Here is a 23,574-nt window from a genome sequence, read left to right on the forward strand (position 1 = left end):
CGAAGGATGGCGCAGGCCTGACGTGCAACATGGCTGCGGCGATCATTTCCGCTGATCGTTTGGCTCAAGCGAATTGGTGTGACAAGGCAGGCGGCGCTACCTACATACGACCATTCTCGAGGGAGTGGCTGATGTCGGCGGAAGCAATCCCCGAAAACGGTGCGAAGAGCGAATTCTGGCAAGGCGTGCGGCTCTCGATGCCTGTCGTGGTGGCGTCGGCGCCGTTTGCGCTGCTGTTCGGCGCTATCGCCGTCGACAACGGTTTTTCGGTGCTGGAAGCCTTCCTGATGAGTGCCATGGTCTTCGGTGGCGCCAGCCAGATGGTCGGCATCGAATTGTTCGGGCAGCATGTCGCGCCATGGCTGATCGTGCTGTCGATCTTCGCCGTGAATTTCCGCCATGTGCTTTACTCAGCGGGTATCGGCCGGCGCATCGCACACTGGCCGCTGGTGCAGCAGGCGGTCGGCTATTTCATCCTGACCGATCCGCAGTTCGCGGTGGCCGAGCGCAAGGCGGAGGCCGGCGAAACCGTCGGCTTCGCCTGGTATATGGGGCTTGGCCTCCCGGTCTATGTGTTCTGGGTGACCGAAAGCGCGCTTGGCGCGGTGTTCGGCAAGCTCATTCCCGATACACATGCGCTGGGCATCGATTTCCTGCTGCCAATCTATTTTCTTGGACTCGTCATGGGCTTTCGCAAACGGCCGTTGTGGCTGCCGGTGGTCGTCGCCAGCGCCGCCGCCTCCATCATCGCCTACAAGACGGTGGGCTCGCCCTGGCATGTCTCCATTGGCGCTGTAGCCGGCGTGCTGCTCGCGGTCATCCTGCCGCCGCACCACAGCGGTGTGGAGGCGCGGCCATGAGCACGACCTTGTGGATCATCATCGCCGGTGCGATCGCGACCTATCTCACCCGCATCGGCGGGCATCTGGTGATCTCGCGCTTCGAAAACATCCATCCGCGCGTCGAGGCCGGGCTGAACGCCGTGCCGGCGGCGGTGCTGACCACGCTGGTGGCGCCGGCGGCACTCGGGGCCGGGTCGGCGGAATGGGCGGCATTGATCGTCGCCGGGCTGGTCTCGCTGCGCGGCGGGCTGATGGCGATGTTTTTGGCCGGCGCCGCCGTGCTTGTCCTCGCCCGGCAGTTCGTCGGGTAGACGAAACCTGCCCACTGCCGCTCCGAGAATCAAATCTTCTGGTCGTGCGGCAGCGGGGCGGTTGCCTTTTCCAGCCAAGCCAGCGTCTCGCCGTCGAGCATTGGTCCGATCTCGGCCAGCACGCGGGCGTGGTATATGTCGAGCCAATGCAGCTCGTCGCGCGTCAATAGGTCGGACCGCACCAGCCTGACGTCGATAGGCGCCAGTGTCAGTGTCTCGAAGCCGTGCATGGCGATGTCGCCGCCCTCTATCGGCTCGGCCGGCGTCACCAGGACGAGATTCTCGATGCGGATGCCGTAAGAGCCTTCCTTGTAGTAGCCCGGCTCGTTGGAAACGATCATGCCTGCCAGCAGCTTTTCGGTGCCGGTCCTGGCGATGCGCTGCGGGCCCTCGTGCACGGCCAGATAGGAGCCGACGCCGTGGCCTGTGCCATGGGCGAAATCGCAACCGTGTTTCCATAGAGCCAGGCGCGCCACAGCATCGATCTCGGAGCCGCGCGTGCCCGGCGGAAAGCGCAGCATGGAAATGCCGATCATGCCTTTTAGCACCAATGTGAAGCGTTCGCGCATTTCCTCGGTCGGCTTGCCGATCGGCACCGTGCGGGTGATGTCGGTGGTGCCGTCCTGGTACTGCCCGCCGGAATCGAGCAGGAACAGCTCGCCAGACTGAAGCTTTCGGCTGGTGGCACGGGAGACACGGTAGTGCATGATGGCGCCGTTCGGACCGGCGCCCGAGATGGTGTCGAAGGAGAGGTCGCGCAGCGGCATCTGCGTTTCCTCGCCGGTGCTGCGGCGGCACTCCTCGAGCTTGGTGACGACTGCGATCTCGTCGAGCTTGCCAGGTTCCTGACGGTCGAGCCAGCAAAGCAGCTTGGCTACGGAGGCGCCATCGCGGCGATGCGCGGCGCGGGCGCCGTTGATCTCGGCCTGGTTTTTCGTCGCGCGTGGAATGCGGGCAGGATCGGGTGCAGTGATGACGGTGCCACCATTGTCCTCGACCAGCATTCTCAGTTTCTCCGCCGCCAGCACCGGGTCCAGCGCGATTCTTGCGCCACCCTTGGCCAATCCTGCGATCGCCGCTTCGAATTCACCGGGTTCGTGCAATTCGGCGAGCTGCGTCAGATAGGCCGCGACGGTCCGCGAAAACTTGCGCTGGTCCATGAAAAGCAGGTGCGACCCGTCGGCGGCGAGCACGGCGAAGCCGAGCGCCAGCGGCGTATGCGGCACGTCGCGGCCGCGGATGTCGAAGACCCAGGCGATGGAGGACGGGTCGGTCAGCACGGTATGGGTGGCGCCATCCTTGCCAATGGCCTCGGCCAGCCGTGCCAGCTTGTCCTTGGCCAGTTCGCCGGCAAACGCGATCGGATGGAGCTCGACTGGCGCCAGCGGTGGTTCGGGTTGGTCCTTCCAGATGGCATCGATTGGATTCTTCTCGAGCGGCACCAATGTCGCCCCCGATTTTTCGGCCGAAGCTTTCAGCGCCTTGACGTCGCCGATCGTCTGCAGCCACGGATCGAAGCCAAGCCGCACGCCCTTGCCGAGATTGTCCTTGATCCAGGTGGGGGGCGGATTGTCGACCAGGCTTTCGATCGAGAAGATGTCGAGATCGACCTCCTGGCGAACCTGCAGCGTGTAGCGCCCGTCGACGAACATGAAAGCACGGTCGCCGAGCACGATGGCGACGCCGGCCGAGCCGCTGAAGCCGGTCAGCCATTTTAGCCGCGCCGAGCGGTCGGCGACATATTCGCCCTGATGCTCGTCGGCACGAGGCACGATGAAGCCATCCAGCCCGTTGGCCGCAAGCCATTGACGGAGCAACGCAACACGCGGCTTGCCGACGGCGGGGTCGCCGGCGGAATCAAAGGTCTGGAACATATGGCCTCTCCTCGGATGTTGGTGCGACCGTAGCGCATGACCCCGAAAATCGGAATCGACTTTTGCTACGCCGATCTTCGGTCCGGAGAAAATCAGTGCAAGTCAGAGTGCTACAGCGTCAGCCGCCTCACAATCGGTGGGGCTTGGTCAGAGCATCGCTTTTGCGCATAGACGCCATGCAGAATCAGCGATTTTCAAATAGGTCAGCAGACCTTACGTTTTCGACGTGGAGGAACGAGTCTTATTGCCCTGCAAAGGAGACCATCATGTCCACGATTTCAGCCAGACGCGGATTTTTCAGAAGCGCTGTGAATGCTCTCATCGAAGCACGCCAGCGCGAAGCGAGCCGCTATGTGAGCGGCGTTCTGCTTGGCTTTGACGACGAAACGCTGAAGGCGAACGGCTACGATCGCGAAGAACTGAAGAAGGCGGCAAGGTCGCGCTACGTCTGAGCGAATTTACGGCCTGCGTTTGAAAGTGCTGGGCCTCACCGCTTAAGGTGAATCGTCACCCAGCCTTCGCGATGCAACGTCCTGACATGGCGGAACTGCTGGCCGACATAGGCCGAAATCACCGCGTCGCGCTGCCGGTCGAGGATACCTGACAGCACGATCGAGCCGCCCAAAGCGATATGCCTTGCCATTTCGGGCGCCAGCCGCATCAACGGCCGCGCCAGTATGTTGGCAACGATGAGATCGAAGGGGCCGCGCGCGGCAAAAATCGGATGGTGGAATCCCCGCGCCGTCACCGTTTCGACAAGCGCCTTGACGTGGTTGAGCCGCGCATTGGCGGCGGCGACCTTTATGGCGACTGGATCGATGTCGGTCGCCAGCACCGGAATATGGGCGAGCTTGGCCACCGCGATGGCCAGCACCGCACTGCCGGTGCCGAGGTCGAGCGCGTTGCGCGGGCGCTCGCGCCGCACGACCTGTTCCAGCATTTCGAGGCAGCCGGCGGTGGTGCCGTGATGGCCGGTGCCAAAGGCTAGGCCCGCTTCGATCTCGATGGCGAGTTCGCCGCTGTGGCGCTTCCTGCGGTCATGCGCGCCGTGCACGAAGAAACGGCCGGCGCGCACCGGCTTCAGTCCCTCCAAAGAACGCGTCACCCAGTCGATATCAGGCACGGGCTCGCGCGCAATCGGCCTCGACAAGACAAGCCCGGCAAGGATCTCTCTCACACGAGCCTCGACGGCGTCGACATCGCCGTCGGCATAGAGCGACACTTCGTGGATGTCGCGGTCCTCATCGATTTCGAGGATGGCAATCGGCAGACCCTCGTCTTCGAAGGCTGCTTCGAACGCCGCGAAGATACGGTCGGCCTCGATCTTTCCAGTGGTGAAATAGAGCCGCGTTTGGGTCATCAAACGATGGTCTTGTTTGAGCATGATCTTATCCGAAAACCGGTTCCCACTTTCGGGATCATGCACTAGCCTTCCGCCGCCAGCCGCTTGAGCTTGGCGATGGCGGTCTCCGAGCTTTCGCCATAAGCGATGGTGCCGGCGAAGTCGCCCCGGTCGTTGAGCAGCAGCACCGAAGCCGTGTGGTCCATCGTGTAGTCGCCGTTGCCGGGATCGACCTTCTTCGAATATATGCCGAAGGATTTGGCCATGGCGTGGACCTTGTCGGGCTCGCCGGTGATGCCGAGGATGCGGTCAGAGAAGTTGCTGATATAGGCGTTCATGATTTCCGGCGTGTCGCGCTCCGGGTCGACCGAGACGAAATAGGCCCGCAGGTTCTTGCCGTCGTCACCCAGCGTCTTTAGCCAGCCGGCCAGTTCGAACAGTGTGGTCGGGCAAACTTCCGGGCAATGGGTGAAGCCGAAGAAGACGACGCTAGGGTGGCCGCGAAACGCAGCCTCGGTGATCGGGGCGCCCTTCTGGTCGACCAGCGTGAACGGCGCGCCGAACGGCTCACCGCCATAATGCCCGCGGTACCAGTCGAAGGTGAGCCAGCCGATGCCTGCTGCCATCAGGACGAGAATGCCGACCAGTATTGAACGCATCATCAATTGGTGTCCGTCGCGATTTTTATTGGCGCCGTATCGGCGCCATGCAGCTTGTTCGGCGAACACTCTTAACGGTTTGATCTCATCCGCGCAAAGATGTCGCGTTGCCGCAACCGGCTTTCCTGTCAAAGGTGATCCGCTTGCAAAGCGCTGCCGCCCGTCCCACCTGAGATCGGCGAAACTCGAAACCGCAGGAGGCTCCCCTTGCAAAGACTGATTGGGCGAAAACTGATCGGCGGCGCTTTGGCGGGATGCCTCGTCGTCAGTGCCGGCGCAGCCGCCGCTCAGGAGGTCGGCAAGGTCGGCGTCGACTGGCTCGGCAACGACATCATTGTCGAGGCGATCAAGGATCCGAAGGTCGAAGGCGTGACCTGTCACGTCACCTATTTCGAACGGGGGATGATTGACCGCCTGCAGAAGGGCAACTGGTTCGAAGATCCGTCCGATTCCTCGATCTCCTGCCGCCAGACCGGGCCGATCACCATCGGCGAGATCGACATGAGCGAGGCCGGCGAAGAGGTGTTCAAGCAAGGCATCAGCCTGATCTGGAAGAAACAGGTGGTGAACCGCATCTACGACAAGGCCAACGACACCCTGATCTATCTGTCGCATTCGCGCCAGGTGCAGGACGGCTCGGCGAAAATGTCGGTCACCACCGTGCCGCTCTTCGGGCAGAACGTGGTGTGGACCAACGGCAAGCCGAAATAGGCGACCGCAATTGCTCTGACGGATCGGTCCCGCTTGCGGGACCAATCGCTCGGGCGTAAAGCCGCGGGCATGGACCGTCCCGAAAATCTTGTCCCCAAGGATCCTGAGCCGCGCATCCATCCGACAGCGGAATTAAAGGCGTGCAAGCTCGGGCGCTACGCCTCGATCGGCGAGCGGGTCATCCTGCGCGAGGTATCGGTCGGCGACTTCTCCTATTTCGAACGTCATGCCGAGGCGATCTACACGACCATAGGCAAGTTCTGTTCGATCGCCGCCAACAGCCGCATCAACGCGTTGGAGCATCCGATTGAGCGGGTGACCCAGCACAAGGTCAGCTATCGCCCGAACGAATATTTTCGCTGGCTGGGCGTCGACGGGGCGTTTCGGGAAAGGCGGCGGGCGAAGTCCGTCAGCATCGGCCACGACGTCTGGATCGGCCATGGCGCGGTGATCATGCCTGATGTGACCATCGGCAATGGCGCGATCGTCGGCGCCAACGCTGTGGTGACGCGCGACGTACCTGCCTACGCGATTGTCGCCGGCGTTCCGGCCAGGCAATTGCGTCAACGCTTCGCGGCGGACGTCGCCGCGCGGATCGAAAGCCTCGCCTGGTGGGACTGGCCGCCCGAGAGACTGGCCAAGGCAGTCCCCGACATGCAGACGCTGTCCATCGAGGCCTTCCTCGACGTCTGGGATAACGAAATACCCTGATCTTGCGGGCGCGTGCACGGCTATGTCCGTGAAATCCCTCCGTGCAAGGGAACCCGGAGCGGATGCTGGTTGTTTCTCCTGCAATGATAGAGAAGCTTTTCACCAGGATTGCCAACTACGTTGCCCATCTCGCCGGTCTGCCGTCGACATTCGCCGTCTGTTTCCTGATCATTGTTGCGTGGGCGGCAAGCGGACCGATGTTCGGGTTTTCCGATACGTGGCAACTCGTCATCAATACCGGCACGACGATCGTCACCTTCCTGATGGTATTCCTCATCCAGAATACCCAAAACCGTGATGGCGCCGCGATCCAGGCGAAGCTCGATGAATTGATCCGGGTCAGCAAAGCCAAAAACAGCTTTATCGGTATCGAGCACCTGACCGAATCCGAGGTTCAGGAGATCCGCGAAAAATGTGAGCGCGCGGCGAAGCGGCATGACCGGCAGGTCGCCGATATGGCGGTCAAGAAAGCTGCGGCTCAAAAGCCCGGCTCGAAGACGCATGCGGCGTGAGCGTCAGCTTTCCATGAACGCCGCGAACGCTTCCTTGTGGTCCGGGTGCCAACGCGACAGAGCAGGGCGGTTTTCGATGATGTCGCCGATCGCCCAGGCCATGCGCTTTTCGTCCATGGGCCGTGTCGCCTCGTTATCGGGGCACAGGATGTAGAAGTCGCCACGCACCAGCGCGGCCAGCATGAAGTCGATCACCTGCTCGCCGGTCCAGGCGCCGGCGGGTTTTTCGGTCGCACCTTCGGTCAGGCCGGTATAGGTGAACCCCGGAATGAGCAGATGCGCAGCAACTTTTGCGCCGGGCTCGTTGCGCAGCGCGTGTGCCAGGCCTTCGGTGAAGGTCTTCACGCCTGATTTGGAGACGTTGTAGGCAAGGTTGCCGGGCGGCGTGGTGATGCCTTGCTTGGAGCCGGTGTTGACGATCAGGCCCGGCCTGCCGGTCGCCAGCATGCGCGGTGTGAAGGCCTCGACGCCATGAACGATGCCCCAGAAATTGATGTCCAGCAGCCGCTTCCAGGCGTCGCGGTTTTCCCAGGGCTTGCCGGGATTGTTGCCGACGCCGGCATTGTTCATCAACAGGGACACGCCGCCGAAGGCACCTAACGTCTTTTCGGCCAGCCGGTCGAGTTCGTCGGGCTTGGAAACGTCGGTGGCGACAGCAAGCACCGCGCTGTCGCCGGCAATCGTTGCAACGGCGCGGGCAGCCTCATCGAGCGGCGCGCCGCCGATATCAGCCAGCACGATTTTCAGGCCCATCGCCGCCAGTCGCTTGGCCGCGGCAAGGCCGATGCCGCTGGCGCCGCCGGTGATGACGGCAACGTTGCCGGAGGCAAGGGCAGGCAAAGCGCTCTGGATTTCGGCATCGGTGGTCATGGCTATAGCGTCCTCATTCAAGTTGCGCCGAACTTAACGCGGCGCGGGGCTCGCGCAAGCCCGCTTTGGCGTCCTTGGGTTGACCACATCGGCAGGCGCTGCGCATGCTGTCCGCGTAAGAAGGAGATTACCGATTGACCGACTGGATCGAGATCCTGAAAGAACAGACCGCCACCGGCGACCAGATGAGCCGCGAGGTGCCGCAAATGCTTGCCAATCCCGACATCAGCGAAGCGCAAGTGAAGACGCTGTTTTCGGCGCTCGAAAAGCAAGCGGAATTTGTCGAGAAGCTGCGCATGGCGCTGGAGAAATTCGGTCATGATTTTTCGGTGATCAAGGCGGCCGAGCGGCTTGAGGAGCGCTATGCCGACCTTGCGGCCTCGGTGGCGGAAAAGCTGAAGGCGATGCGAGGCTAGAGCGGAACGCATTCTTATTGAATGGGGCATCCTGCTCTATCTGTTTGTTTAGCCGCATTTGTGCGACGCCAAGCGATCCACTTGGCTGCAAAATGCTCCAGCAGGCCTATTTTTCGATCACCCGCTCGAAGCGCCTGTCCGGCACGAACCAGATCATGGCGACCAGGACGTAGATAGCGACGCCGATCCACTGGCTGATGAAGGTCAGCGGAATGGCGGCGATATAGAGGGCCAGCGAGATCCTTCCCTTGCGGTCGCTGCCCAGCGCCCTGGCAAAGGCGGTATCGTTGCTGTGCAGCCGATGCAGCATGACGGCAAGGATGATGTAGGCGGCCGCGCACAGCGCGAGTTCGGCCCCGTAGACGGCGACCGGAACCGGCGCGAAATGGTTTTCGCCCATGAAGGCAGTGGTGACCGGCATCAGCGACAGCCAGAACAACAAATTGAGGTTCGCCCATAGCACGCGGCCGTCGACGCGCTGCACGGTGTGGAACATGTTGTGCAGATTGTTCCAGTAGATGCCGACATAGATGAAGGACAAGACATAGCTGAGGAAGACTGGCCATAGTGGCGCCAGGGTTGAAAAATCCTCGCCGTGCGGCACCTTCAATTCCAGCACCATAATGGTGATGATGATGGCGACGACGCCATCGGTAAACGCTTCGACCCGTCCCTTGCCCATGGATTCTCCCTACCAACGCACTGAAGTCAAAAGATAATTTTGCGCAGCGCCACCGGCAATAGCGTCAAACCTTGTCAGGAGCAAGCTAGGGAATACATGGCCGCCGCTCTCCGGCGGCCGGCGACAGCGTTGTCGCGGCGTCCTCACACCCCGGTGACAAACCCATCCAGCACGCGTTTCTGGCCGGCCTTGTCGAAATCGATGGTCAGCTTGTGAAGGCCGACGGCTTGTCGGCGACGGATTTGGCGACCAGCTCGCCATCGATGGTGCGGCCCTTGATGGAGGTGCGGCCAGCGCCATAGCGTAGAGAGCGCGACGCCGATCCACTGATTGACGAAGGCCAGCGGGATGGCGGCGATGTAGAGGGCAATTGAGATCTTTCTCTTGCGGCCGGTGCCCAACGCTTTTGTGCAGGCCGAAGCGACCGAGTTCGCCCTTGCCGTTGATGCGCTGGATTTTTTCCAACACCCCTCATTTGCCTTCACTTCGTTCAGGTATTTCTTTTCACACAACGAGGGGAAGGCCATCATCAATCGCTGTCTCGTGCGATCAGCTCCAGCGGCCAGACCTCGCGGATGATCCGGGCCCCCTCAGGGCCGGCGAAGGCCGGAATCGACGCCAGCAACATTTCGGCCAGCCGCCGTCCCATCGGCTCCAGGGGAGGGCGGAAGCCGGTCAGCGCCGGTGAGAAATAGCGGCAGAGCGGCGTGTCGACGATGACGATCACCGCAATGTCGTGACCCGGCCTGATGCCCATCTCGGCCAGCGCCTTGCAGCCGCCAAGTGCCATGGCGTCATTGTTGAAGATGATGGCGGTCGGCGGATCCGTTGAGCGCATCACCTCAGGGGTCACCGCGTAGCCGCCGGCCTCGTTGATGAAGCCGTCGGCGACCAGTTCGGGGTCGAATTCGATGCCGTGCCGCCGCAACTCCTTGCGATATCCGGTGAGGAACAGATAACCGAAGTTGAGATCGAGCGACGGGCGGATGGCCGCAATGCGGCGGTGGCCGCGCGCGACGAGACGATCGACCGCGTCAGCCCCGGCTTTTTCGAAGTCGAGGTCGAGCGAGGGGTAGGCATCGCCGCCAGAGCGGCTGCGGCCGAGCGTCGCGAACGGGAAACTTGCCTGGGTCAGATAGTCAATGCGCTCGTCCTCGCGCCGCGTCCAGGCCAGCACCACCGCATCGGCCCGCCGGGTCTCGACGACACGGCGCAGGCGCTCCTGCTGATAGTCGCCCGGCGCGCCCATCACCACGATCAGGTCGAGTCCGCTTTCGGCGAGCTTGGCCTGCAACCCGGTCAGGAACGGAATGAAGAACGGCTCGCCGTATTCCTGATCGCCCGGATGCGGCTGCAGCATGAAGGCGATCGAATGGGTGGCGCCGCGCCGCAAACTGCGGCCGGACTGGTTCGGCGAATAATTCAGCTTCTTGGCCGCATCGAGCACGCGCTGGCGTGTGTCGGCGTTGACGTCGGCGCGGCCGTTGAGCGCGCGCGACACCGTGCCGATCGAAATGTTCAGGTGACGCGCAAGGTCGTGAATGCTGGACGCCAAAGGACAGTTCTCCCCCTTGCTTGGCTAGCACCGGCTGCTCTCCGGGCCAAGCCGACGCCACGATTTTTCACAGCCGGCCGATTGACATTCTACGCCATCGGGTGTGTTGTCGTAAACGTTTACGGAAAAACATTCACAGCCCTGCCGTGAACGCCGTGACGATCGGTCTGGAGGGGCCGAGAGGGAGGAGCACTGGATGATCAATGTCGTCCTGGTCGGCTGCGGCGCGATGAGCAAGGCCTGGCTCGATGCAGCCAGGCAGATCGACGGGCTAGCCATTGTCGGCCTGGTCGATATCGACGTCGAAAGGGCGCGGGCGAGGGCGCGCGAATACGAGCTTTCGAGCGCCATCATTGGAATCGACCTCGACGCCGTGCTCGACCAGACCAGGCCCGACGCGGTATTCGACGTGGTGGTTCCGGCCGCACGCCGCGAGCTTGCGCTTTCCGCCTTTGCCCATCATTGCCACCTGCTGACCGAAAAGCCGCTCGCCGACAGCCCGGGCAATGCGCGTGCCATCGTCGAGGCCGCCCGCAGCGCCGGGCGTATCCATGCCGTCGTCCAGAACCGCCGCTATGTCGCCAATGTCAGGCGCATCCGGCGCTTTCTCGATTCCGGCGCCATTGGTGCGCCAACCAGCATCCATGCCGAGTTCTTCGTCGCGCCGCATTTCGGCGGCTTTCGCGAGGAGATGCGCCATGTGCTGCTGCTCGACATGGCGATCCACACATTCGATGCCGCCCGCTACATGGTGGCCGGCGAGCCGGCCGGTGTCTATTGCCAGGAGTGGGAGCCGGCCAATTCCTGGTATCGGCAAGGGTCGTCGGCAACCGCAAGCTTCGACCTAGGCGGCGGCAAGCTGTTCACCTATGCCGGCAGCTGGTGCGCGGCCGGATTCCGCACCAGCTGGGACAGTACATGGCGGATCGTCGCCGAGCGCGGCAGCATTGTCTGGGACGGCGAGGACGGGCTGAAGGCGGAAATCGTGCAGCCGGTCCGTGAAGGCCTGTTCGACCGCACCGAACCGATAGCCGTGCCGCCGCTCGACCCGGCCGATCGCGTCGGCGGCCATCTCGGCATCATCCAGGATTTCGTCCGCGCCGTCGAGACCGGCACCGAGCCGGAGACGCGCGGCGCCGACAACATCAAGAGCCTGGCCATGGTTTTCGCTGCGATCGAGAGCGCCGAGACCGGGCGCCGGGTCGCCATCGCTGCACAGGAAGGATCATGATGCCAAACCCGCTGCTCGACATCAGGATCGGCACAATGGTGCGGGCCAATCTCGACGACCCGGCCGCCTATATCAAGGCGATCCTGCCGCTCGGCTTCGAGAGCATCCAGCCGTTCTTCTGGCAGACGCTGGGCGGCAAGGACATTCCGCGGCTGGCGGGCGAGATCCGCGAGGCGATCGGCGATGCCGATGTCATCGTCTCGTCGATCGGCGTGTTCGGCAATCCGCTGGAGAGCGGCGAGATCGATCGCGGCGTCCTCCATGCGTGGGAAACGATCATCGACAACGCGCATCTGTTCGGCACCACCATGGTCAGCGGCTTCACCGGCCGGATTCGCGGCAAGCCGCTGCCCGACAGCCTGCCGCGCTTCCGCGAGGTGTGGGAACCGCTGGCCAAACGCGCCGCTGACAAGGGCGTGCGCATCGCCTTCGAGAATTGCGCGATGGACGGCAACTGGGCGAGCGGCGACTGGAACATCGCCCACAATCCGGACGCCTGGGAGCTGATGTTCAACGAATTGCCCGATGACAATCTCGGCCTGGAATGGGAACCCTGCCATCAGCTCGTCTATCTGATCGATCCAATCCCGCAGATCCGCAAATGGGCGCCGCGCATCTTCCATGTCCACGGCAAGGACGCGACGGTGCGCTGGGACGTGATCCGCGAGCATGGCGTGTTCGGCCGCCTGCCATTCGTGCAGATGCGCACGCCCGGCTTCGGCGACAGCGACTGGACGCGGGTGATCAGCGAATTGCGGCTGGCCGGATACAAGGGTGCCATCGACATCGAAGGCTGGCACGACCCGGTCTATCGCGGGAACCTCGAGATTACCGGCCAGGTGCGGGCGCTGGATTACCTCAAGCAATGCCGGGGAGGTGCCAGCTACCTGCCAAATCCGGCTTGAGAATCCGGCCGGCGGGAGGGCCGGTCAGTGAAGCATTGCGGCGAAAAGCCGAAGCATTCGTCGAAACCCCTCGGCTTGCGAGGGAACAATGGGAGGAACGTGCATGAGCATCGCGATGAGAACGACAGTTCTGCGCTCGACCGTCGTGGCGGCCGCCACGGCGCTCGCCGCCGCCATCTCCACCTTGCCGGCGCAGGCGCTCGACGCCCAGTGGTGCAAGGACGTCCATATCCGCTTCTTCGTCGGCGGCGCCGAGGGCGACGCCTTCGGCACCATCGTCTACAATGGCGCCAAGCAGGCGGCGGCCGATCTCGGACCGAAGGTCGACTACATCTTCTCCCAGTGGGACGCCGAAAAGATGGTGCAGCAGCTGCGCGAGGCCGTCGCGGTCAAGCCCGGCGGCATCGCCATGATGGGCCATCCTGGTGAAGCCTCGATCATGCCGCTCGCCGAACAGGCGCACAAGGACGGCATCAAGATGATGTACCAGAACGTGCCGGTGCCGAAGGTGGTGGCGGCGTTCGGCGGCGGCTATATCGGCGCCCAGCAGGAGCAGCAGGGCCGCGCGCTTGGCGCCGAAGCGCTCAAGCTTGCCGGGCTCAAGGCCGGCGACAAGGCGATCATGATTGGCCCCTTCGAGAACGAGGCCCGCGGCGCGCGCGAGCGCGGCACGGTTGCCGTGTTGAAGGAGGCCGGCCTCGAGGTCATCCAGCTCCCCTCGCCGCCGAGCGGAGAATGGGCTTCCGATCCCAATCTGGCCATTCCGGTGCTCACGGCGGCACTGCTCAACAATCCCGACGTCAAGGCGGTCGGCTATCCCGGCGGCCAGATGCTCGGCAACGTCCCCACCTACATGCAGGCGGCTGGACGCAAGCCGGGCGACATCTTCAATTTCGGCTTCGACACCAGCCCGCAGATCGTCGAAGCCTTCAAGGGCGGCTGGGTGCAGCTCACCGCCGACCAGCAGCCCTTCCTGCAGGGCTATCTGCCGATCCTCAGCCTCTGCCAGCAGGTGGTGCTGGGTCTGGCGCCGATGAATGCCGACACCGGTGCCGGCTTCGTCACGCCGCAGAATTACGAGATCGTCGCCGAACTCGCCAAGCAGGCGCTGCGCTGACCTCCCAAGCCGCCGCCGGCCGGGATCGACCCCGGCCGGCGGGACCGCCGGCGGAAAAGGCCGGTAAGCGACAATCAAGCGAGGATCCGATGGCCGAACGCATCATCGAACTGCGCGACATCAGCAAGTCCTACGGTCAGGTCTACGCGCTGGGCGGGGTCAATCTCAGCGTCGACCGTGGCGAGGTCGTCGGCCTGATCGGCGACAACGGCGCCGGCAAATCGACGCTGATCAAGATTCTGTCGGGCGTGGTCAAGCCGACCAGCGGCGAAATCCTGGTGCGCGGCAAGCCGGTGACTGGATGGAGCGCCGCGCGCTCGCGCGACGCCGGCATCGAGACGGTGTTCCAAGACCGGGCGCTCGCCGTGCAGCAGACGATCGTGCGCAACATCTTCATGGGCCGCGAACTCACCGGCTGGCTGGGCTGGCTGAAGGTCAACAAGGAGATCGAGGAGGCGAGCCGGCTGATGCGCGAGATCGGCTTCACCTCGAAGGTGTTCACGCCGCACTCGATCGTCGGCCAGCTCTCGGGCGGCGAACGCCAGGGCGTGGCCATCGCCCGCGCCATCTACAAGAAGGCTGAGCTGATTGTCCTCGACGAGCCGACGACGGCGCTGTCGCTGACCGAGACCGCCAAGGTCTTCCACTTCGTGCGCCAGGTGCGGGCGAGCGGGCGCTCGATCCTGTTCATCGGCCACAACATCCATCATGTCTTCGACATTGCCGATCGCTTCGTGGTGCTCGACCGCGGCAAGGCGGCGTTCACCGCCGGCCGCAGCGAGGTCAAGTCGGCCGAAGACCTGATCAACTTCATGGAAGACCTAGCCCACCCCGGCGGATTGCCCGGGTTGCACGAGGCCGGCGATGCGGGGAGGGCAGCGCGATGAGCAAGACCATGGAACCCGATCTGAAGAGTCCCCTCGGCGGCACGCATAATGAGGCCGCCGGGAAAGAGTGGAGACATCCATCCGACAATTGGCTGCGCGGTTTCATCCTCGACAACCGCGCCGCGCTCGGCACGCTTGCCGTGTTCATCGTCATGATGGCGGTGTTCATGATCGCCAATCCGACCGTTTTCACCACCTGGTATCTCTATAGTTCCGTGCTCACCACGCTGCCGGTGGCGCTGTTCGTGGTGGTGCCGCTGGTGTTCGTCGTCACCTGCGGCGAGATCGACCTGTCGTTTCCGGCGACAATGGGCTTTGCTTCCTGGGTGTTCGCGCTGGTCGTGCAGGCCGGCTACGACCCGTTCCTCGGCATTGCCGCCGCCATCGCCACGGGCACGCTGCTCGGCTTCCTGGTCGGGTCGCTGGTCGTCTATGGCGGGCTGTCGTCGCTGATCGCCACGCTTGGCATGAATTTCCTGCTGCGCGGCCTGATCCAGATCATCAATGAGGGCAGGTCGACGGCGCTGACCAGCCTCGCCGACAGCTGGGCCTACCAGATCTTCTCCAGCCAACTCTATGGCATCCCGGTGCAGATCTTCTGGGCCATCGCTTTCGTCGTGCTGTCGGCGCTGCTCTACAACCGGCATCGCTTCGGCGCGCAGGTCAAGGTGGTCGGCGACAATCCCGACAGCGCCCAGCAGATGGGCATCGACGTCAAGCGCGTCAGGGTGAAGGTGTTCGTCTTCGTTGGCATTGGCGCTGCGATCGCCGGCACGTTTTCGGTGATGATCAACTTCACCTGGTGGCCGACGGCTGGCGACGGATACCTGCTGCCGGTGCTGGCATCGGTGTTCGTCGGCGGCACGCCGACCTGGGGTGGCATCGGCACGGTTGTCGGCGGTGCGATTGGCGCGGTCACCGTGTCGTTCATCCAGACCGGCGTCGTCGCGGCAGGCCTGAGCGGCTTCTATGTCCAGTTCTTCAACGGGCTGATCATCATCCTGTCGCTGCTCGGCCACAAATGGAACCAGGCGCGGTATCGCTAAAGGCAGGGGCAGGACCCCTCACACTCCAGTGACAAACCCGTCCAGCACGCGTTTCTGGCCGGCCTTGTCGAAGTCGATGGTCAGCTTGTTGCCTTCGATGGCCGAAATATTGCCGTTGCCGAATTTCTGGTGGAAGACGCGGTCGCCGACATTGAAGGCCGACGGCTTGTCGGCGACGGATTTGGCGACCAGCTCGCCGTCGATGGTGCGGCCCTTGATCGAGGTGCGGCCGGCGCCATAGCCTGAGTCGGTTTCGCCATAGCCGATGCGCTCGACCTGGTGGCCGGAACGCGAGCCCCAGTTGCGGTCGGTCGCCTCGGTGCGGTTCTGTTGCGCGCGCTGCCAGCCCGGCGTCGCATAGGTGCTGGAGAAGGCGACGGATTTCTCAGTGCCGCCTGTATTGCCGCCCACATTGTCGAAGCGCGACGCGCCATAGGGGTTCTGCCGGCCACCACGTCCCGGGGCAAAAGAACCGCCGCCGTAGGAATTGCCGTAACCACCGTAGCTGTTGCCGCTCTCGGCGACTTCGACATGGGCTTCCGGCAATTCATCGAGGAAGCGCGACGGGATGGTCGATTGCCACAGGCCGTGGATGCGGCGGTTGGAGACGAACCACAAATGCAGGTTCTTCTTGGCGCGGGTCAGCCCGACATAGGCCAGCCGCCGCTCTTCCTCCAACCCCGAGCGGCCACCCTCGTCGAGCGCGCGCTGGTGGGGAAAAAGACCTTCCTCCCAACCAGGGAGAAAAACGGTCTCGAATTCGAGGCCCTTGGCCGAATGCAGCGTCATGATGTTGACGGCGTCGAGCTCGGCGTTCTGCTCGGCGTCCATCACCAGTGCGACATGTTCGAGGAACGAGCGCAGCGATTCGTACTCCTCCATGGAGCGGATCAGTTCTTTGAGGTTTTCCAACCGGCCGGGCGCTTCCGCCGAGCGGTCGTTCTTCCACATGTCGGTATAGCCGCTCTCCTCCAGGATGGTCTCGGCGAGCTCGGTGTGTGGCGTCGTCTCCAGCGCCTTCTGCCAGCGCTCGAAATTGGCAGCGACCTCGCGCAGCGCCGCGCGCGGCTTCGGCTTCAGCTCGTCGCTCTCGGCGAGTTTTTCCGCAGCCTCCAGCATCGGGATGCGAAGCGCCCTCGCGGTGTCGTGGATCTGGCGGATGGTGGCTTCGCCCAGCCCGCGCTTCGGCACGTTGACGATGCGCTCGAAGGCGAGGTCGTCTGCCCCTTGGGCGACGACGCGGAAGAAGGCCAGCGCATCGCGGATTTCGAGGCGCTCGTAGAAGCGCGGGCCGCCAATGACGCGGTAGTTGAGGCCGAGCGTGACGAAACGATCTTCGAACTCGCGCATCTGGAAGGACGCGCGGACAAGAATGGCCATGTCGTTGAGATTGTGCTTCTGCCGCTGGTAGGCCTCGATGGTTTCGCCGACGGCGCGGGCCTCTTCCTCGGAATCCCAGGCGGCATGGACATGCACCTTCTCGTCGTCCTCGGCGACTTTTTCTGTGAACAACGTCTTGCCGAAGCGGCTTTCATTGTAGGCGATGAGGTGGGAGGCGGTGCCGAGGATGTGCGCGGTGGAGCGGTAGTTGCGCTCCAGTCGGATGATGGTGGCGCCGGGGAAATCCTTGTCGAAGCGCAGGATGTTGTCGACCTCGGCACCGCGCCAGCCATAGATCGACTGGTCGTCGTCGCCGACGCAGCAAATATTCACGCTCACGGGCTGTTCTGCGCCTGCCGGCGCGGGCCCTCCGCGCGGGCCTCGCAACGGCTCGGATGCCCGGTCAGGCTTGCGGCCTTCGGCCGATCGCAGATCTGTCGACGTTGAAGCACGTCCGGCATCCGGCCGCTGCGCCAGCAGGCGCAGCCACATGTATTGGGCGGTGTTGGTGTCCTGGTATTCGTCAACGAGGATGTAGCGGAAGCGCTTATGGTATTCCTTCAGCACGTCCGGATTGGCGCGGAAGATGCGGATCGGGTGGCAGAGAAGATCGCCGAAGTCGCAGGCGTTCAGCGTCTTCAGCCGCTCCTGGTAGGCCTTGTAGAGCTCGCGGCCCTTGCCGTTGGCGAAGGCGCGGGCGTCGCCCTCGGGAATGTCGGCGGGACCAAGCCCCTTATTCTTCCAGCCGTCGATCATCTGGGCGAACTGCTTGGCCGGCCAGCGTTTGTCGTCCAGCCCTTCGGCCTGGATCAGCTGCTTGATCAGGCGCACGACATCGTCGGTGTCGAGAATGGTGAAGTCGGATTTGAGCCCGGCAAGCTCGGCGTGCCTGCGCAGCAGCTTCACACCAATCGAATGAAAGGTGCCGAGCCACGGCATGCCCTCGACATTGCCTTCGCCGATCAGCATGCCGATGCGCTGCTTCATCTCCCGCGCCGCCTTGTTGGTGAAGGTGACGGCGAGGATCTGCGAGGGGAAAGCCTTGCCGGTGGCGAGGATGTGAGCGATGCGGGTGGTCAAGACGCGCGTCTTGCCAGTGCCGGCGCCGGCCAGCACAAGAACCGGGCCTTCGGTGGTTTCCACCGCCAGCCGCTGCTCGGGGTTGAGCCCGTTCAGATAATCGGGTGCTTTGTTGTGGCCGCTGCGCGCAGCCATGGCACGCGCAGCAATGCCCGACGGGGCCACGGGCCGCGCGTTCGGTTCGTCAAAAAAAGGCATATCTTCCGAAAAGCCGGACATTGTCCCCGAATGTAGTGATTCGGCAGCGAAAGGCCAGAAGTGTCTCCGTTTTGTTCTCGATCGAGGCCGGAACTTACAAATCCGGTAGAACACATCTTCAAGCTGGCCCCGCACGCGGACGTGCCGCCGCCGGGCGATACAAAGGGCGCGACCAGGGCCTAAACCGCAATGACGGTGCGCCTTACGCAGTGATATTGAAGCCGTTTCTGTCGCCGCTCGGTATTCCCTGTCAGTCGCCGCCCCGGGGCTTTGTCGCGGGCGTCGATCTCAGGACCGGCAAGATCGTCCACAAGCATCGCAACGGCACCGTCGACGACAGCCTCACTCATCCGTGACTGGACCATGAGGGCTTCCATCCTATGTTGCGCGGCGGGGGTGTTCCCGAAGCCGAGGAGAGCGCCATGACAAAACCGAGCCCTGCCAGCCCAGCCGTCACGAGACCCGCCATTACCCAGGCGATGATAGACGCCTATGACGAATACACGCATCTGACGCTCGACCGGCGGCGCTTCATGGAACAGTTGACCAGGCTTGCCGGATCAGGTGCGGCGGCGGCCGCAATTGCGCCCCTGCTGGCGGCGAATTCGGCCCGGGCAGCGATCGTTGCCGAGGACGATTCACGCGTGACGGGCGAGGACATCAGCTATCCCGGCAGCGGCGGCGAGATGAAGGGCTATCTGGTCAAGCCGGCCGGCCAGTCCGGCAAGCTCGGCACCGTCATGGTCGTGCATGAGAACAGGGGGCTCAACCCGCATATACGCGATGTGGCGCGGCGCGTGGCGCTGGAAGGCTTCGTGGCACTTGCGCCGGACTTCATGACGCCGCTCGGCGGCACGCCGGCCGATGAAAACAGGACGCGTGACCTGTTTTCCAAGCTCGATCCGGCACAGGTCGGCGCCAATGCGGTCGCAACAGTCGCTTTCCTCAAAGAACACGCGGATGGCAACGGCAAGGTCGGCGCGGTCGGCTTCTGCTGGGGCGGCGGCACGGTGAACACGCTGGCTGCCAACACGCCGGATCTGGCTGCCGCTGTCGCCTATTACGGCATGCAGCCGAAGGCCGAGGATGTGCCGAAGATCAAGGCGGCGCTGCTGCTGCATTATGCCGGGCTCGACACCCGCATCAATGCCGGTATCGACGCCTTCAAGAAGGAACTCGATGCCGCCAAGGTCGAGTACACGGTCTATGTCTATGAAGGCGCCAATCATGCCTTCAACAATGATACGTCCGCGGCCCGCTACGACAAGAACGCGGCGGACCTCGCCTGGGGCCGGACGATCGCCTTTCTCAAGGAGAAGCTTGCCTGATCAGGCATTTGCCGGTTTGTGAAAAGCGACTCCGGCCATGACCAGCGCAATGCCGATGCAATCGATAGGGCCGGGTATCTGGCGGAGCACAATGACGCCGATCAGGGTGGCGGTGACCGGCAGCAACGAGAGCATCAGCGCGAAGCTCGAGCGCGGCAGCCGCGACATGGCAAGCTGGTCGCAGATGTAGGGGATGACCGACGAGCAGATGCCGACGCCGATGGCGGCGATGAGCAGTGGCGGCGCCGAGAAAGCCGGCAGCGCATCGGTGAAGCCGACCGGCAGCACGATGAGGAAGGCGACCGCCATGGCGGCACCCAGGCCGGCGATGCCGTCGCCAGCGCCGGCGCGGGCGACGCGATGGCCAAGCACGATGTAGCCAACGAACAGCGCGCCGTTAAGGAAGGCCCAGAGCAGGCCGATCGGGTCGCTTGACCATTTGACGTCGATCAGCAGCAAGGTGCCGATGACGGCGATGACAAGAGCTGCGAGGTTGCGCGGGCTTCTGACGCCGACCAGCGCGACGCCGATGGTGCCGACGAATTCGATCGCCGCGACCAACGAGATCGGCAATCGGTTGAGTGCCAGGTAGAAGGAGCAATTCATCACGCCGAGACAGGCGCCAAAGGCGAGAAGCAGCAGTCGTGTGGGCCGGTCGGCGCCGGCGAAGACCGTCCAGGGCCGGGTCAGTGGCGCGAAGACGAGGGCGGCCGTGACGATGCGCAGCCAGGCCATGCCGAGCACGCCGACATGCGGGAAAAGCAGCACGGCGAAAGCCGGCCCGAGATAGTGGAACACGGCACTGACGCCGAACCAGACATGCGGCGGCAGGGAGGTCGCCAGCTTGCCAAAGACAGGCCCGGCGAGGGCAGGGATTGCAGCCGGAGCTTGCGCTGGATCATCCATGAGATCATTATCGCAGGCAGTTTTTTGGATTTATATGGCTGATAGTCGCCCAAAGAGATAAGCTCTTTTCCAAAACCAAGGAGTTTTGTCTGAAACGCCTTCGAAACGAAAATACCGACCTGGATGCGGCTGACCTGAAGATCCTGCGCCTGCTGGAAAAGGATGCGCGCACCAGCACCGCCGAACTGGCGCGTTCCGTCGGCCTGTCGGCGCCGAGCGTAGCCGAACGCATCAAGCGGCTGCAGGAGAGCGGCGTGATCGAGGCCTATACGGTGCGGATCAACCCGGCCGCGCTCGGCATGAAACTGTCGGCATGGCTGCGGATCAGGCCGGTGCCCGGGCAACTGGCTGTGGTGGCCGAGATCATCCGCGACTTGCCGGAAATCGCGCAATGCGACCGGGTGACCGGCGAGGACTGTTTCGTCGCGCTGGCGCATGTCGGCTCCGTGGCCGAGCTCGAACGGGTGATCGACCGCATCATTCCGTTTGCGATGACCAACACCGCGATCATCCAGTCGTCACCGGTGGTGGCGCGCTCGCCGCTGGGGGCAGTGAAGCGGCAGCCCTGACGGTTAAGGAATTAAGCGCTGCCGTCAGGCATGCCCGCGCTTCATCCGCGCTTGCTTCAGTATGGCGCGCCAGCGGACCATGGCGAATGGGATCGGCTCGTTGTTGTTGGCGATGTGAAAGATCTCATTGTTGAGGTTCTTCAGCGAGCGCCAGAAATCATAGTCGCTGATGCGTGGATCGGCTGCCAGCCTGTCCGCCTCGACCTTGATGTCGGTTTTCATGCACGTTTCCCGAACCGCTTCAGCTCCGCCCCCTTATCAACCCGATGCGGATGGGTTTTCCAACGCCGCGCTGAGTCGTTCAACGCCTCAATTCGACTTGTTCACGTTAAAACCTTGGTAAGGTTAACGGCGGTCGGACTGCGGTTCAAGCATCTTGCGACGAATACCGATCGAACGGCCGGCGCGCTCAGGCATCGGCAGCGCCGCATGGGCGGCGCGCATGGTTTCCACCTTGGCCAGAACATCGGCCGGGAAGGGCGCCACCTTCGGACCGGACATGTCGACATGCAGCGACAGTGATTCGGAAGTGGCAGCGAGCCAACCGTCGACATGACGAATTTCCTGGTAGGCTCTGAGCCGCTTGTCGTCATGGTCGAGCAGTTGGAAGGAGACATTGACCTTGTGGTCGAGATGCAGCTCCCTGATATAGCAGACATGGACTTCCGCCGTGTAGATGGTCAGCCGCCGCTGCTTCACATAATCCAGCCCCATCCCCATCATCTCGAACGCTTCGTCGGAACAGCGGTCGAACAGCACGTTGTAATAGGCCATGTTGAGATGGCCGTTGTAGTCGATCCAGTCCTTCTCGATGGCCATGGGAGGAGAGACGAAGGGGGCGGGGGTGGACATCGAAAACTTCCTTCTGGCTGGACAGAGCGTGGTCGGTGAGACTACCCATCCATAAGTCCATAACAAGGGTGGACACTGGTCCATTCGCGGAGGAATAGATGGCTCTGAGCGACCTCAGTCCGGTCGAGCGCAACGAAGAAGGGATCGCCGCTGTGCTCGGCATCCTCAAGCAGCGGCTCGGCGAGCGATTCCAGACCGGCGAGGCGATCCGCGCCCAGCACGCGCATACCACCACTTACATTCCGACCCAGGCGCCGGATGGCGTGGCGTTTCCGGAGACGACGGCGGAGGTGCAGGAGATCGTGTCGGCCTGCGCCGCGCACCGCGTGCCGGTGATCGCTTTCGGCGTCGGCTCATCGCTGGAAGGCCATACCAACGCGCCGGGCGGCGGCATCTCTGTCGATATGTCGCGGATGAATCGCATCCTCGCGGTTAACCCGCAGGATCTCGACTGCACGGTCGAGCCCGGCGTGACGCGCGAGGATCTCAACCGGCACTTGCGCGACACCGGCCTGTTCTTTCCGATCGATCCGGGCGCCAATGCATCGCTCGGCGGCATGGCGGCGACGCGGGCGTCGGGCACCAATGCCGTGCGCTACGGCACGATGCGCGAGAATGTGTTGTCGCTGACGGCGGTGATGGCCGACGGCGAGACGGTGACGACCGGCAAGCGTGCAAAAAAGAGCTCGGCTGGCTATGATCTGACGCGGCTCCTGATCGGCTCCGAAGGCACGCTCGGCATCATCACCCAGCTGACCCTGAAGCTGCAGGGCATTCCGCAGGCGATTTCCGGCGGCGTCTGCCCGTTTCCCAGCGTCGAGGCGGCCTGCAATGCGGTGATTGCAACAATTCAGATGGGCATTCCGGTGGCGCGCATCGAACTGGTCAATGCGCTGCAGATGCGGGCGATGAAGAACTATTCGAAACTCGACTACCCGGAAAGCCCATGCCTGTTCGTCGAATTCCACGGCAGTGATGCCGGCGTTGCCGAGCAGGCCGAGACTTTCGGCATGATCGCCGAAGAATATGGCGGCGGACCATTCCTGTGGACCAGCGTCGCCGAGGAACGGACGAAGCTGTGGAAGGCCAGGCACGACGCCTATTGGTCGTCGCTGGCGCTGCGGCCCGGCGCCAAGGGGCTGTCGACCGACGTCTGCGTGCCGATCTCGCGATTTGCCGAATGCGTCACGCAAACCGAGGCCGATATCGCCGAGATGGGGTTGATCGCGCCGATCGTCGGCCATGCCGGCGACGGAAATTTCCATGTGCTGGTGCTGATGGACGTGGACGATCCGAAGGAAATCGCCGCAACGGAAGAGTTCGTCGCGCGGCTGAATATGCGGGCGATCGGCATGGACGGAACCTGCACCGGCGAGCACGGCATCGGACAAGGCAAGGTCGGCTTCCTGCGCCATGAACTCGGCCACAGCGTCGACATCATGCGCACGATCAAGCAGGCGCTCGATCCGCTTAATATTATGAACCCTGGGAAGATACTGCCCGCCGACTAGAGCTTTTTGCTCTTGGGGCGATCGATTTGCCTCTTTATCGACACGCGGATGCGGATAGAGTGCGGCTGATTTTTCAATC

The 23,574-nt window shown here is 63.2% G+C and carries 27 protein-coding genes; 16 read left to right on the top strand and 11 right to left on the bottom strand.

What is annotated here, in order from left to right; genetic code table 11:
* The first annotated feature begins 131 nt into the window (after positions 1-131).
* Together A9K68_RS14845 and A9K68_RS14850 are read left to right on the top strand one after the other, a co-directional pair.
* Positions 132-860, top strand: a complete 729-nt coding sequence (locus A9K68_RS14845) for an AzlC family ABC transporter permease (protein WP_065010302.1) — start codon at positions 132-134, stop codon at positions 858-860.
* Positions 857-1,153 (top strand): AzlD family protein, encoded by a 297-nt coding sequence (locus tag A9K68_RS14850; RefSeq protein ID WP_065010301.1) that lies wholly within the window; start codon positions 857-859, stop codon positions 1,151-1,153. Before A9K68_RS14845 ends, A9K68_RS14850 begins: the two co-directional genes overlap by 4 nt.
* A 29-nt stretch (positions 1,154-1,182) precedes the next feature.
* On the opposite strand, the gene A9K68_RS14855 is transcribed toward A9K68_RS14850, so the two are convergent.
* Positions 1,183-3,027 carry an aminopeptidase P family protein gene (locus A9K68_RS14855; protein WP_065010300.1) on the bottom strand — a complete coding sequence of 615 codons (1,845 nt, stop codon included), beginning with the start codon at positions 3,025-3,027 and terminating at the stop codon, positions 1,183-1,185.
* 266 nt (positions 3,028-3,293) lie between these two features.
* On the opposite strand from A9K68_RS14855, the gene A9K68_RS14860 reads away from it, so the two are divergent.
* Entirely contained in the window at positions 3,294-3,479 is a 186-nt protein-coding gene (locus A9K68_RS14860; protein WP_029351430.1) for a hypothetical protein, read from the top strand.
* A gap of 35 nt (positions 3,480-3,514) precedes the next feature.
* On the opposite strand, the gene A9K68_RS14865 is transcribed toward A9K68_RS14860, so the two are convergent.
* Entirely contained in the window at positions 3,515-4,387 is an 873-nt protein-coding gene (locus A9K68_RS14865) for a 50S ribosomal protein L11 methyltransferase (RefSeq protein ID WP_065010461.1), read from the bottom strand.
* Positions 4,388-4,452: 65 nt separating this feature from the next.
* On the bottom strand, positions 4,453-5,031 hold the full coding sequence (locus A9K68_RS14870; RefSeq protein ID WP_065010460.1) for an SCO family protein: 579 nt from the start codon (positions 5,029-5,031) through the stop codon (positions 4,453-4,455).
* 204 nt (positions 5,032-5,235) lie between these two features.
* Between A9K68_RS14870 and A9K68_RS14875 the strand changes: the two genes are divergently transcribed.
* The 3 genes from A9K68_RS14875 (at position 5,236) to A9K68_RS14885 (ending at position 6,962) form a co-directional block, all read left to right on the top strand.
* Entirely contained in the window at positions 5,236-5,739 is a 504-nt protein-coding gene (locus A9K68_RS14875; protein ID WP_065010299.1) for a CreA family protein, read from the top strand.
* A gap of 69 nt (positions 5,740-5,808) precedes the next feature.
* On the top strand, positions 5,809-6,450 hold the full coding sequence (locus A9K68_RS14880) for a DapH/DapD/GlmU-related protein (RefSeq protein ID WP_029351421.1): 642 nt from the start codon (positions 5,809-5,811) through the stop codon (positions 6,448-6,450).
* An 83-nt stretch (positions 6,451-6,533) separates the two neighbouring features.
* Positions 6,534-6,962, top strand: a complete 429-nt coding sequence (locus A9K68_RS14885) for a low affinity iron permease family protein (protein WP_065010298.1) — start codon at positions 6,534-6,536, stop codon at positions 6,960-6,962.
* A gap of 3 nt (positions 6,963-6,965) precedes the next feature.
* On the opposite strand, the gene A9K68_RS14890 is transcribed toward A9K68_RS14885, so the two are convergent.
* A complete protein-coding gene (locus A9K68_RS14890; protein WP_065010297.1) occupies positions 6,966-7,832 on the bottom strand; it encodes an SDR family NAD(P)-dependent oxidoreductase in 867 nt (288 codons plus the stop codon).
* Positions 7,833-7,966: 134 nt separating this feature from the next.
* On the opposite strand from A9K68_RS14890, the gene A9K68_RS14895 reads away from it, so the two are divergent.
* The gene (locus tag A9K68_RS14895; protein WP_029351415.1) at positions 7,967-8,248 is read left to right on the top strand and encodes a hypothetical protein; all 282 of its coding nucleotides are present in this window, start codon (positions 7,967-7,969) and stop codon (positions 8,246-8,248) included.
* Positions 8,249-8,354: 106 nt separating this feature from the next.
* Here A9K68_RS14895 and A9K68_RS14900 read toward each other — a convergent pair whose 3' ends face one another.
* The 3 genes from A9K68_RS14900 to A9K68_RS14910 form a co-directional block, all read right to left on the bottom strand.
* On the bottom strand, positions 8,355-8,930 hold the full coding sequence (locus tag A9K68_RS14900; protein ID WP_065010296.1) for a TMEM175 family protein: 576 nt from the start codon (positions 8,928-8,930) through the stop codon (positions 8,355-8,357).
* A 143-nt stretch (positions 8,931-9,073) separates the two neighbouring features.
* Positions 9,074-9,463, bottom strand: coding sequence for a hypothetical protein (locus A9K68_RS14905; RefSeq protein ID WP_163602973.1), 390 nt, complete (start codon positions 9,461-9,463; stop codon positions 9,074-9,076).
* Entirely contained in the window at positions 9,460-10,485 is a 1,026-nt protein-coding gene (locus A9K68_RS14910; protein ID WP_065010294.1) for a LacI family DNA-binding transcriptional regulator, read from the bottom strand. Before A9K68_RS14910 ends, A9K68_RS14905 begins: the two co-directional genes overlap by 4 nt.
* A gap of 196 nt (positions 10,486-10,681) precedes the next feature.
* Between A9K68_RS14910 and A9K68_RS14915 the strand changes: the two genes are divergently transcribed.
* From A9K68_RS14915 to A9K68_RS14935, 5 genes are all read left to right on the top strand, one after another.
* A complete protein-coding gene (locus A9K68_RS14915; protein ID WP_065010293.1) occupies positions 10,682-11,716 on the top strand; it encodes a Gfo/Idh/MocA family oxidoreductase in 1,035 nt (344 codons plus the stop codon).
* Positions 11,713-12,621 carry a sugar phosphate isomerase/epimerase gene (locus A9K68_RS14920; RefSeq protein ID WP_065010292.1) on the top strand — a complete coding sequence of 303 codons (909 nt, stop codon included), beginning with the start codon at positions 11,713-11,715 and terminating at the stop codon, positions 12,619-12,621. Before A9K68_RS14915 ends, A9K68_RS14920 begins: the two co-directional genes overlap by 4 nt.
* A gap of 103 nt (positions 12,622-12,724) precedes the next feature.
* Positions 12,725-13,738, top strand: a complete 1,014-nt coding sequence (locus A9K68_RS14925) for a substrate-binding domain-containing protein (protein ID WP_065010291.1) — start codon at positions 12,725-12,727, stop codon at positions 13,736-13,738.
* An 89-nt stretch (positions 13,739-13,827) separates the two neighbouring features.
* The gene (locus A9K68_RS14930) at positions 13,828-14,625 is read left to right on the top strand and encodes an ATP-binding cassette domain-containing protein (protein ID WP_065010290.1); all 798 of its coding nucleotides are present in this window, start codon (positions 13,828-13,830) and stop codon (positions 14,623-14,625) included.
* Positions 14,622-15,671, top strand: a complete 1,050-nt coding sequence (locus tag A9K68_RS14935) for an ABC transporter permease (protein WP_065010289.1) — start codon at positions 14,622-14,624, stop codon at positions 15,669-15,671. Before A9K68_RS14930 ends, A9K68_RS14935 begins: the two co-directional genes overlap by 4 nt.
* 18 nt (positions 15,672-15,689) lie before the next feature.
* Here A9K68_RS14935 and A9K68_RS14940 read toward each other — a convergent pair whose 3' ends face one another.
* Positions 15,690-18,350, bottom strand: a complete 2,661-nt coding sequence (locus tag A9K68_RS14940; protein WP_065010288.1) for a UvrD-helicase domain-containing protein — start codon at positions 18,348-18,350, stop codon at positions 15,690-15,692.
* Between the two features lie 194 nt (positions 18,351-18,544).
* Between A9K68_RS14940 and A9K68_RS14945 the strand changes: the two genes are divergently transcribed.
* Together A9K68_RS14945 and A9K68_RS14950 are read left to right on the top strand one after the other, a co-directional pair.
* On the top strand, positions 18,545-18,685 hold the full coding sequence (locus tag A9K68_RS14945) for a hypothetical protein (RefSeq protein ID WP_203546948.1): 141 nt from the start codon (positions 18,545-18,547) through the stop codon (positions 18,683-18,685).
* 66 nt (positions 18,686-18,751) lie between these two features.
* Complete coding sequence (locus A9K68_RS14950; protein ID WP_065010459.1) at positions 18,752-19,657, top strand: dienelactone hydrolase family protein; 906 nt, start codon at positions 18,752-18,754, stop codon at positions 19,655-19,657.
* Here A9K68_RS14950 and A9K68_RS14955 read toward each other — a convergent pair whose 3' ends face one another.
* The gene (locus A9K68_RS14955) at positions 19,658-20,563 is read right to left on the bottom strand and encodes a DMT family transporter (RefSeq protein WP_065010287.1); all 906 of its coding nucleotides are present in this window, start codon (positions 20,561-20,563) and stop codon (positions 19,658-19,660) included.
* Positions 20,564-20,652: 89 nt separating this feature from the next.
* On the opposite strand from A9K68_RS14955, the gene A9K68_RS14960 reads away from it, so the two are divergent.
* Positions 20,653-21,132: an Lrp/AsnC family transcriptional regulator gene (locus A9K68_RS14960; RefSeq protein WP_065010286.1), complete on the top strand. Its 480-nt coding sequence runs from the start codon at positions 20,653-20,655 to the stop codon at positions 21,130-21,132.
* 24 nt (positions 21,133-21,156) lie between these two features.
* On the opposite strand, the gene A9K68_RS14965 is transcribed toward A9K68_RS14960, so the two are convergent.
* Positions 21,157-21,354: a hypothetical protein gene (locus A9K68_RS14965; RefSeq protein WP_065010285.1), complete on the bottom strand. Its 198-nt coding sequence runs from the start codon at positions 21,352-21,354 to the stop codon at positions 21,157-21,159.
* A 123-nt stretch (positions 21,355-21,477) separates the two neighbouring features.
* The gene (locus A9K68_RS14970) at positions 21,478-21,984 is read right to left on the bottom strand and encodes a thioesterase family protein (RefSeq protein WP_065010284.1); all 507 of its coding nucleotides are present in this window, start codon (positions 21,982-21,984) and stop codon (positions 21,478-21,480) included.
* Positions 21,985-22,082: 98 nt separating this feature from the next.
* Between A9K68_RS14970 and A9K68_RS14975 the strand changes: the two genes are divergently transcribed.
* Positions 22,083-23,495, top strand: coding sequence for an FAD-linked oxidase C-terminal domain-containing protein (locus A9K68_RS14975; protein WP_065010283.1), 1,413 nt, complete (start codon positions 22,083-22,085; stop codon positions 23,493-23,495).
* Positions 23,496-23,574 lie beyond the last annotated feature (79 nt).

Origin of the sequence: Mesorhizobium sp. AA22 (assembly GCF_001672375.2) — a bacterium.
GTDB lineage: Bacteria > Pseudomonadota > Alphaproteobacteria > Rhizobiales > Rhizobiaceae > Mesorhizobium > Mesorhizobium wenxiniae.